Origin of the sequence: Achromobacter sp. 2789STDY5608621 (assembly GCF_001299375.1) — a bacterium.
In the GTDB taxonomy this organism is placed as follows: Bacteria; Pseudomonadota; Gammaproteobacteria; order Burkholderiales; family Burkholderiaceae_B; genus Achromobacter; species Achromobacter insuavis.
In genome coordinates this window covers 1-8,912 of the sequence record NZ_CYTU01000090.1, presented here as the reverse complement: position 1 = coordinate 8,912, position 8,912 = coordinate 1, and the positions used below count along the sequence as shown (strand labels likewise).

At 69.0% G+C, this 8,912-nt stretch carries 9 protein-coding genes; 8 read left to right on the top strand and 1 reads right to left on the bottom strand.

Annotated elements, in window-relative coordinates; all coding sequences use genetic code 11:
* Positions 1 to 193: 193 nt before the first annotated feature.
* Positions 194 to 1,036: an IclR family transcriptional regulator gene (locus AOZ53_RS32745; protein WP_054431053.1), complete on the bottom strand. Its 843-nt coding sequence runs from the start codon at positions 1,034 to 1,036 to the stop codon at positions 194 to 196.
* Positions 1,037 to 1,235: 199 nt separating this feature from the next.
* Between AOZ53_RS32745 and AOZ53_RS32740 the strand changes: the two genes are divergently transcribed.
* From AOZ53_RS32740 to AOZ53_RS32705, 8 genes are all read left to right on the top strand, one after another.
* Complete coding sequence (locus AOZ53_RS32740; protein WP_035359809.1) at positions 1,236 to 2,306, top strand: ABC transporter ATP-binding protein; 1,071 nt, start codon at positions 1,236 to 1,238, stop codon at positions 2,304 to 2,306.
* 1 nt (position 2,307) lies between these two features.
* On the top strand, positions 2,308 to 3,195 hold the full coding sequence (locus AOZ53_RS32735; protein WP_054431055.1) for an ABC transporter permease: 888 nt from the start codon (positions 2,308 to 2,310) through the stop codon (positions 3,193 to 3,195).
* A gap of 15 nt (positions 3,196 to 3,210) precedes the next feature.
* Positions 3,211 to 4,005: an ABC transporter permease gene (locus tag AOZ53_RS32730; RefSeq protein WP_054491023.1), complete on the top strand. Its 795-nt coding sequence runs from the start codon at positions 3,211 to 3,213 to the stop codon at positions 4,003 to 4,005.
* 37 nt (positions 4,006 to 4,042) lie between these two features.
* Entirely contained in the window at positions 4,043 to 4,372 is a 330-nt protein-coding gene (locus tag AOZ53_RS32725) for a (2Fe-2S)-binding protein (protein WP_054431058.1), read from the top strand.
* Positions 4,369 to 5,754, top strand: coding sequence for an FAD/NAD(P)-dependent oxidoreductase (locus tag AOZ53_RS32720; RefSeq protein ID WP_054491021.1), 1,386 nt, complete (start codon positions 4,369 to 4,371; stop codon positions 5,752 to 5,754). Before AOZ53_RS32725 ends, AOZ53_RS32720 begins: the two co-directional genes overlap by 4 nt.
* A complete protein-coding gene (locus tag AOZ53_RS32715; RefSeq protein WP_054431061.1) occupies positions 5,751 to 6,923 on the top strand; it encodes an NAD(P)/FAD-dependent oxidoreductase in 1,173 nt (390 codons plus the stop codon). The genes AOZ53_RS32720 and AOZ53_RS32715 overlap by 4 nt, the downstream gene beginning before the upstream one ends.
* Positions 6,920 to 7,987 carry an ABC transporter substrate-binding protein gene (locus tag AOZ53_RS32710; RefSeq protein ID WP_054431062.1) on the top strand — a complete coding sequence of 356 codons (1,068 nt, stop codon included), beginning with the start codon at positions 6,920 to 6,922 and terminating at the stop codon, positions 7,985 to 7,987. The genes AOZ53_RS32715 and AOZ53_RS32710 overlap by 4 nt, the downstream gene beginning before the upstream one ends.
* 100 nt (positions 7,988 to 8,087) lie before the next feature.
* A partial coding sequence (locus AOZ53_RS32705) for a 2-hydroxyacid dehydrogenase (protein WP_054491017.1) occupies positions 8,088 to 8,912 on the top strand: 825 nt, incomplete at its 3' end.

Sequence of the window (8,912 nt, the reverse complement as noted above, 5' to 3'; positions counted from 1 at the left end):
TACGGGGTCTGGCGCACCGGGCAAGCCTTCGATCCCGGGAGGTTGAACCTGAAAACAGCTTGATCCGGACCATAGAATCTCGTCCAGGCCTGCGGCCTTCCCTACGGATTCCCTCGGGCGCATCTACACGGCGCGCCCCGCCTGCCCCTCGCCGCGCCGGCCTGCGGGTGTCGAGGGGTGTGGCGCTGCGGGCCTATTCTCGGTTGCCGGTGCCGAGGAATTGGCTGGGGCGCCTTAGCGCGGGGTCGAACGGGTTGAGTTGGGCGCTGATGCCGGCGGCTTCGCGGCGCAGGATTTCCACGATTAGGGGGAGGCGTTCGTCGCTGATGCGTTCGACGGGGGCGGCGATGCTGAGGGCGGCGACGGTGACGCCGTTGGGGTCGTGCACGGGGACGGCGAGGCCGGCGATGTTGGGGAAGATGCCCTGGCCCTTGCTGCGGGCGTATTGGAGTTCCTGGCATTCCTTGATGCCGGCGCGCATCGAGATTTCGTCGACGAAGCCCAGGTGGTGCAGGCGCGGGATGTTGAAGCGCAGGACTTCTTCGCGTTCGGCCTCGGGCAGGTTGGCCAGCAGCAGCAGGCCGCCCTGGCCCAGGCCGAGCGGGACGCGGCCGCCGATGTCGCCGGTGTGCGAGCGCACCGGGAAGGCGCCGTCGATGCGGTCCAGGCAGACGGCGTCGAAGCCGCTGCGCACCAGCAGGAAGATGGTGTCGTTGAGCATGCCGCTCAGGCGCAGCATGACGGGGCGGTAGATCGAACGCAGGGTCGATTGGTGGTTGCCGGCGGCGGCGGCCAGGGAGAAGAAGGCGACGCTGAGCTGGTAGCCCTTGCTCTGGGCGGGTTGTTCGACCATGCCTTCCTGGACCAGGCCTTGCAGCACGCGGTGCACGGTGGCCTGGGCCTGGCCGGTGCGGGCGGCGATGTCGGTCAGGCGCAGTTTTTCGCCCTTGGCGTCGGACAGGACGCGCAGCACGGCGAAGGCGCGTTGCAGGACGCCCTGGGCGCCGGCGTCGTCGGCGGCTTCTGATTTCTTCATTGTTCAATTCCGATAATCAAAATATACGGCTGTATTTTTATCAGGAAATTCAGTTATACGGAAATAATAAGAAGAAAATTCGATTCTTCGGAAAACCCTAATTGACCGGCCTTTTCGGCGACTCCTAGACTGCCCTGCATCGATTGCAACGCGGGGCCGGCCCCGCGCAGCGCTCCTCACCGGGCACGGGGTTTGGAATATGTCATTTCTGCGGTTGGACAACGTCTCCAAGAATTACGGCGACCTGCGGGTCGTCTCGGATCTGAACCTGGCGGTCGAGAAAGGGGAATTCGTGTCCTTGCTGGGGCCGTCGGGCTGCGGCAAGACCACCACGCTGCAGATGATCGCGGGCTTTGCCGACGTGACGCGCGGCAGCATCACGCTCGACGGCCGCGACATCACCCATGCCAAGCCGAACACGCGCGGGCTGGGCATCGTGTTCCAGAGCTATGCGCTGTTTCCGCACCTGACGGTGGCGGACAACGTGGCGTTCGGGCTGAAGATGCGCAAGGTCGAGCGCGCCGAGCGCCAGGCGCGGGTGCGCGAGGCGCTGGCGCTGGTGAAGCTGGACAAGCATGCCGACCGCTTTCCGCGTGAACTGTCGGGCGGGCAGCGCCAGCGGGTGGCGCTGGCGCGCGCGCTGGTGATCCGGCCGCCGGTGCTGTTGCTGGACGAACCGTTGTCGAACCTGGACGCCAAGCTGCGCGAGGACATGCAGTTCGAGCTGCGCAGCATCCAGAAGCAGATCGGCACCACCACCGTGATGGTGACGCACGACCAGGCCGAGGCGCTGTCGATCAGCGACCGCGTGGTGGTGATGCAGGACGGCCGCGCCACGCAGGTGGACGCGCCCTACCGCATGTACGAGCATCCGCAGAGCGAATTCATCTCGCGCTTCGTCGGCAAGACCAACCTGCTGCCGGGCCGCGTGACGCGCTGCGGCGCGCAGGCCGAGGTGGAGACCGGCGCGCTGCGCGTGCTGGTCGACGGCGCGGGCCTGCGTCATGGCGACAGCGTGCAGCTGTCGCTGCGGCCGGAGAAGCTGGTGCCGGTGCCGGCCGGCCAGGGCAAGCTGTCCTGTGTGGTCAGCACGCGCTACTTCCTGGGCAGCCAGTGGATGTACGGGCTGGATTCGCCGGTGGGGGCGCTGACGGTGCTGACGCCCAACGACGGCCGCCGGCCGCACGATGATGGCGACCAGATCGGCCTGGACTGGGCCGAAGGCGTGCTGCGCGTGCTGCCCGTGGCGGCGGTTGCCGAAGAGGCCTGACATGGCGACGCTGACCCAACCCGGCGCCGTCCGCGCGCCCAAGCCGCGCACCGACGGCCTGCTGGCCATTCTCGGTTCGATCCCGCTGGCGATCGTGTTCCTGACGTTGGTGCTGACGCCGCTGGCGTTGACGCTGGTGCTGTCGTTCCGACCGTTCGACTACAGCGCGGGCATCCTGCCCGGGCACACCTTCGAACACTACCTGGCGGTGGTGACCGACGGCTATTTCCTGGAGATCTTCTGGCGCACGTTCTGGATCGCGGGCGTGACCACGCTGATCTGCGTGCTGATCGGCGCGCCCGAGGCCTACATCCTGTCGCGTATGGGCAAGCCGTGGCGCTCGATCTTCCTGCTGGTGGTGCTGTCGCCGCTGCTGATCTCGCTGGTGGTGCGCGCCTTCGGCTGGAGCATGCTGCTGGGGCCGGGCGGGGCCATTGGCCGCGCGGCCGCGGCGCTGGGCCTGGGACCGCTGCTGTACACGCCCACCGCCGTCATCATCGGCCTGGTGCACGTGATGCTGCCGTTCATGGTGATTCCAGTGTGGACCTCGCTGCAGAAGCTGGACCCGACCGTGGAGCACGCGGCGCTGTCGCTCAATGCGTCGCGCTTCCAGACGCTGCTGCGCATCGTGCTGCCGCAGGCCATGCCGGGCATCCTGTCGGGCAGCCTGATCGTGTTCGGGCTGTCGGCCAGTTCGTTCGCGATTCCCGCGCTGCTGGGCGGACGCCGCCTGAAGATGGTGGCCACGGTGGTCTACGACGAATTCCTGACCGAATTGAACTGGCCGCTGGGCGCGGCCATCGCCATCGTGCTGCTGGTGGTCAACGTCATCATCATGATGGCGTACAACCGCGTGGTGGAACGTTCCTACCGGCGCAGCCTGGGTTGAACGAGGACAGCGATCATGCAGAAGAACGGTCCTTTCGCATTGGCCTTCAATGCCCTGGTGGTGATGTTCGTGCTGGCGCCGCTGGCCATCGTGTGCCTGGTGGCGTTCACGCCCGAGTCGACGCTGACGGTGCCGACCACGCAGTTCTCGCTGCGCTGGTTCCACGCGGTGTTCGAGCATCCCAATTTCATGCAGGCGTTCAAGAACAGCCTGTGGCTGGCGTTCCTGTCGGCCAGCATCGCCGTGTGCCTGGCGGTGCCGGCGGCCATCGCCATCACGCGCTACCGCTTTCCCGGGCGCGATGCGCTCAACGGCCTGTTCCTGTCGCCGCTGATGATTCCGCACCTGGTGCTGGGCGTGGCGCTGCTGCGCTTTTTCGCGCTGATGGGCACCACCGGCAGCTTCGGCTGGCTGGTGTTCAGCCACGTGGTGGTGATCACGCCCTACGTGATGCGGCTGGTGATCGGCGCGCTGGTGGGCTTTGACCGCTCGGTCGAGCATGCCGCGCTGTCGCTGGGCGCGAGCCGCGCCACGGTGTTCTTCCAGGTGACGCTGCCGCTCATCATTCCGGGCGTGTCGGGCGGCTGGCTGCTGGCCTTCATCAACAGTTTCGACGAGCTGACCATGTCGGTGTTCATCACCGCGCCGTCGACCATCACGCTGCCGGTGCGCATGTACATGTACGCCACCGAGTCGATCGACCCGATGATGGCCGCCGTGTCGGCGCTGGTGATCGGCCTGACCGCGGCGACCATGCTGCTGCTGGATCGCGTCTACGGGCTGGACCGCGTGCTGGTGGGACAGAAATGAAGCGCAAGCCGGGTACGCAACGGGAGACCCCGCCATCATGGCAATACTGAAACGCCTGGCCGAAACGGCCCGGCCCGCCGTCGCCTTCACGCTGGACGGCAAACCCTGCACCGCGCTGGCCGGCGATACCGTGCTGACGGCGGTGCTGACGCAGGCCGAGCGCCTGCGCCTGTCGGAATTCGGCGGCGGGCCGCGCGCCGGCTTCTGCATGATGGGCGCCTGCCAGGACTGCTGGATGCAGCGCGAGGATGGCACGCGTCTGCGCGCCTGTTCCACCTACATCGAAGCGGGCATGCGCCTGCGCAGCGCGCCGCTGCGCGCCGAGCAGGTGCCGGGCACGCTGGCGGCGGAGGGCGACGCATCATGAACCTGATCCTGCCCGTGATCGTGGGCGCCGGCCCCGCCGGCATTCGCGCCGCGCAGACGCTGGCGGCCCAGGGCCTGCGGCCGGTGGTGCTGGACGAGGCGCCGCGCGCTGGCGGCCAGATCTACCGCCAGCCGCCGCCCGGCTTCGCGCGGACCAAGGCGGCGCTGTATGGCTTCGAGCACCGCAAGGCCGATGCGCTGCACCGCAAGATGGACGAGCTGGCGCCGCAACTGGATTACCGGCCCGGCAGCCTGGTGTGGAACGCCGAAGGCAAGACGCTCGATGTGCTGCGCGACGGCAACAGCGCGCCCGTGCCCTACACCCACTTGATCCTGGCCACCGGCGCCACCGATCGCGTGCTGCCGTTCCCGGGCTGGCTGACGCCGGGCGTGTACACCCTGGGCGGTTCGCAGGTGGCGTTGAAGCACCAGGGCTGCGCCATCGGCGAGCACGTCGCGTTCATGGGCACTGGTCCCCTGCTCTATCTGGTCGCCTACCAGTACGCCAAGGCCGGCGCCCGCGTTGTGGCGGTGCTGGATACCTCGCGCTTCGCCGACCGCCTGGCGGCGTTGCCCGGCATGCTGCGCGCGCCGGGCCTGCTGGCCAAGGGGCTGTACTACATGGCCTGGCTGCGCGCGCATGGCGTGCCCATGGCCAGCGGCGTGCGGCCGGTGCGGGTCGAGGGCGAAGCGCGCGTCACCGGGCTGCTCTACCGCCAGGGAGCGCGGCAGCGGCGGGTGGATTGCGACGCGTTGGGCTATGGCTTGTCGCTGCGTTCCGAAACGCAGCTGGCCAGCCTGGTGGGCTGCCAGTTCGCCTTCAATGTCCGCGACCGTGGCTGGACGCCGCGCCTGGACGCGGCCGGGCGCAGCAGCGTGGCCGGCGTGTACGTGGCCGGCGACGGCGCGGGCATCGGCGGCGCCGACGCGGCCGAGCTGGCCGGCGAGCGCGCCGCGCTGGCCCTGCTGGAAGATGCGGGGCATGCGCAGCCGGCGCAGCGGGCGCGCCAGCTCGAAGCCCGCCTGGCCGCCAACGGCCGCGTGCGCGACGCGCTGGAGCGAGCCTTTCCGTTTCCCGAGGATTGGGCCGCCGACATCGCCGACGACACCGTGGTGTGCCGCTGCGAGGAAGTCACCGCGGGCACGCTGCGCGCGGCGGTCCACGGCACCGGCGCGCACGAACTGAACCGCCTGAAGGCGCTGACGCGCGTCGGCATGGGCCGCTGCCAGGGCCGCATGTGCGGCGCCGGCGCGGCCGAAGTGCTGGCGCACGCCTGCGGCGCCGGACCCGACGCGGTCGGCCGCCTGCGCGGCCAGCCGCCGGTCAAGCCCATTCCCGTGGATATCGTCTGCCAGGATCGTTCCGCAAAGGCAGCGCCATGACCGAACGCATCGACACCGAAGTCGCCATTCTCGGCGGCGGCATCGTCGGCGGCAGCGCCGCGCTGTTCCTGCGCCGGCTGGGCGTGCCGGTGGTGCTGCTGGAGGCCGCGCTGTGCGGCGCCCGCGCCAGCGGCGTCAACTACGGCGGCGTGCGCCGCCAGGGCCGCGGCCTGGAGCAGATGCCGCTGGCGCGCCGCGCGCATGAACTCTGGGGCCAGCTGCCGCAGCTGATCGGCATCGACGGCGAATACGTGCGCTCGGGGCACCTGAAGCTGGCTTGTTCCGACGCGGATCTGCAGGCCCTGCATGCCTACCGCGCGCAGACCCGCGGCTTCGGCATGAACCTGGAAATGCTGGACCGCGCCGCGCTGGCGCGGCGTTTCGGCTGGCTGGGCGCGCACGTGGTGGGCGGCTCGTTCTGTCCCGAGGACGGCCACGCCAACCCGCGCCTGGTGTCGCCCGCCTTCGGCCGCGCCGCCCGTGCGCTGGGCGCCGACGTGCGCGAAGGCACTACCGTCACGCAGGCCATCCACGACGGCGAGCGTTTCGTGCTGCGCGCCGGCGACGCGCTGGAGGTGCGCGCGCGCTTCCTGCTCAATTGCGCCGGGGCCTGGGCCGGGCGCTTCGCGCAGGACTTCGGCGAGACCGTGCCGGAGACCGCGATCCATCCGTTGATGATGGTGACCGAGCCGCTGCCGCTGTTCATGGACGTCAGCCTGGGCATGCAGGGCGGCGGCATCTACGCGCGCCAGGTGGCGCGCGGCAACTGCGTCATCGGCGGCGGCCGCGCCGTGTCTTCCGGCCCCGATCTTGCCCGTCCCGGCCGCGAGGCGCTGGGCACCTTGATGGCCAACGCCGAACGCCTGCTGCCGCCGCTGCGCGGCGCGCAGGTCATCCGCTTCTGGACCGGGGTGGAGGGCAACATGCCCGATCACAACCCGGTGCTGGGCCCCAGCGCCACCGTGCCGGGCCTGTTCCATGCCTTCGGCCTGTCGGGCGCGGGCTTCCAGATCGGCCCGGCCGTGGGCGAAGTGCTTTCCGAACTGGTCGTAAACGGCCGGTCTTCCATTCCCATCGACGCCTTCGGCATCGGACGATACACGGGGGCCGCTCACGGCGCCGTGCCTCGGTTGGGGCCTGTTCGTGAGCAAACGCTGGAGTCACCATGATGCACAAGAAACAGGGCGTTCGCCGCCCGTCCAAGGGGAAGTGGCTGCTGGGCCTGGCGCTGGCCGCGCTGTCGGCGGGCGCCATGGCGCAGCAGAAGACGCTGTACGTCGGCATGAACGGCGGCGACATGGAGCGCGCCTTCACGCAGTACGTGTTCCCGGATTTCGAGAAGGCCAACAACGTCAAGATCGTGGTGGTGCCCGGCACCTCCACCGACGTGCTGGCCAAGGCCCAGGCCTTCAAGGACAAGCCGCAGATGCACGTCATGTTCCTGGACGACGGCATCATGGCGCGCGCCATTTCCATGGGCCTGTGCGAGCCGCTCAACGACGATCCGGTGCTCAAGGACCTGTACCCCACCGCCGTCATGAAGGACCGCATGGCCGCCGGCATCGACATCGGCATGACCGGCCTGGGCTACAACACCCGCCTGTTCAAGGAGAAAGGCTGGGCCGCGCCGACCTCGTGGATGGACCTGGCCGATCCCAAGTTCAAGGGCAAGGTGGTGTTCCAGTCGGCTTCGGGCAGCACCTTCGGCCTGCACGGCTTCCTGATGTTCAATCGCATCCAGGGCGGCAATGACCAGAACACCGAGCCCGGCTTCAAGCAGTGGCCGTCCACCATCGGCCCCAACGTGCTGGAATACATCCCCAACTCGGCCAAGCTGGCCGAGATGATCCAGTCCAACGAAGCCGCCATCTTCCCGCTGACGCCCACCGCCATCGCCCGCCTGAAGAAGCGCGACATCCCGGTGGAATACGCCCAACCCAAGGAAGGCTCGGTGATCCTGATGGTGGCCGAGTGCGTCATCGCCAAGAACAGCGAGCCGGAACTGGCGCAGAAGCTGGCGCTGTACCTGCTGTCGCCGCAGGCCCAGGCCAAGGCACTGGAAATGGGCGGCCATTTCCCGTCCAATAAGAACGTTCAACCGCCGGCCGGCAGCGAAGAGGCGCTCAAGCGCTTCCAGGGTTACATGGCCAACGCCAAGATCCTGGACTGGGACCAGATCAACGCCACCCGTCCCGCCTTCAACGCGCGCTGGAACCGCACGGTCGAACGCTGAGGACAGGCGCGCCTTGCCGTCCGCGACGCTGCGCGCGTCGCGGACGGCAAGGCGCCGATCACACCCAGGGCGCGCGCGCCCTTAACGGAGTAGGCGAGGCATGCGGCTCATCATCAGGTCTGGCGGCGAATCGGCCATGGCGGAATGGCGCGAACAATTCAGGGTCCACGCGCCCGATCTGGAGATCGTCAGCTGGTTCGACGACGTCGACCCCGCCTCGATCGACTACGCCCTGGTGTGGGCGCCCGACCACGGCCGCCTGGCCACCTTCCCCAACCTCAAGCTCATCATCAGCGCCGGCGCCGGCGTCGACCACATCGTCTCGGACTCCGCCTGGCCGCGCCACCTGCGCATCGCCCGCATGGTCACCCCGCGCACCGAAACCGAGATGGCCGAGTTCGTGCTGACCAGCGCCCTGATGCTGACCCGCGACCTCAAGCGCGCCATCGACCAGCAGGCGCGCCGCCACTGGGAGCTGTACGACTCGCTGCGCGTGGCCGCCGACGTGCGCGTCGGCATCATGGGCCTGGGCCACCTCGGCATCGCCGCCGCCCGCCTGCTGGCCAAAGTCGGTTTCCCCGTCAGCGGCTGGTCGCGCGGCGCCACCACCTTGCCCGACGGCCTGCCGTCCTACGCCGGCCCCGAACAGTTCCCCGAATTCCTGTCCCGGACCGACCTGCTGGTCTGCCTGCTGCCCGCCACCGAAGCCACCCGCGGCATCCTCAACCGCGACACCTTCGCCCACCTCCCCCGCGGCGCCAGCCTCATCAACGCCGGCCGCGGCTCCCACATGGTCACCCAGGACGTCCTCGACGCCCTCGACAGCGGCCAACTGCACCAGGCCTTGCTGGACGTCTTCGACCCCGAACCCCTGCCCCCCGAGTCCCCCCTCTGGACCCACCCCCAAATCATCATCACCCCCCAC

Bases quoted from the DNA above. Each gene is read 5' to 3' on its own strand.
- AOZ53_RS32745 (WP_054431053.1), bottom strand. From the start codon at position 1,036: ATGAAGAAATCAGAAGCCGCCGACGACGCCGGCGCCCAGGGCGTCCTG.
- AOZ53_RS32740 (WP_035359809.1), top strand. From the start codon at position 1,236: ATGTCATTTCTGCGGTTGGACAACGTCTCCAAGAATTACGGCGACCTG.
- AOZ53_RS32735 (WP_054431055.1), top strand. From the start codon at position 2,308: ATGGCGACGCTGACCCAACCCGGCGCCGTCCGCGCGCCCAAGCCGCGC.
- AOZ53_RS32730 (WP_054491023.1), top strand. From the start codon at position 3,211: ATGCAGAAGAACGGTCCTTTCGCATTGGCCTTCAATGCCCTGGTGGTG.
- AOZ53_RS32725 (WP_054431058.1), top strand. From the start codon at position 4,043: ATGGCAATACTGAAACGCCTGGCCGAAACGGCCCGGCCCGCCGTCGCC.
- AOZ53_RS32720 (WP_054491021.1), top strand. From the start codon at position 4,369: ATGAACCTGATCCTGCCCGTGATCGTGGGCGCCGGCCCCGCCGGCATT.
- AOZ53_RS32715 (WP_054431061.1), top strand. From the start codon at position 5,751: ATGACCGAACGCATCGACACCGAAGTCGCCATTCTCGGCGGCGGCATC.
- AOZ53_RS32710 (WP_054431062.1), top strand. From the start codon at position 6,920: ATGATGCACAAGAAACAGGGCGTTCGCCGCCCGTCCAAGGGGAAGTGG.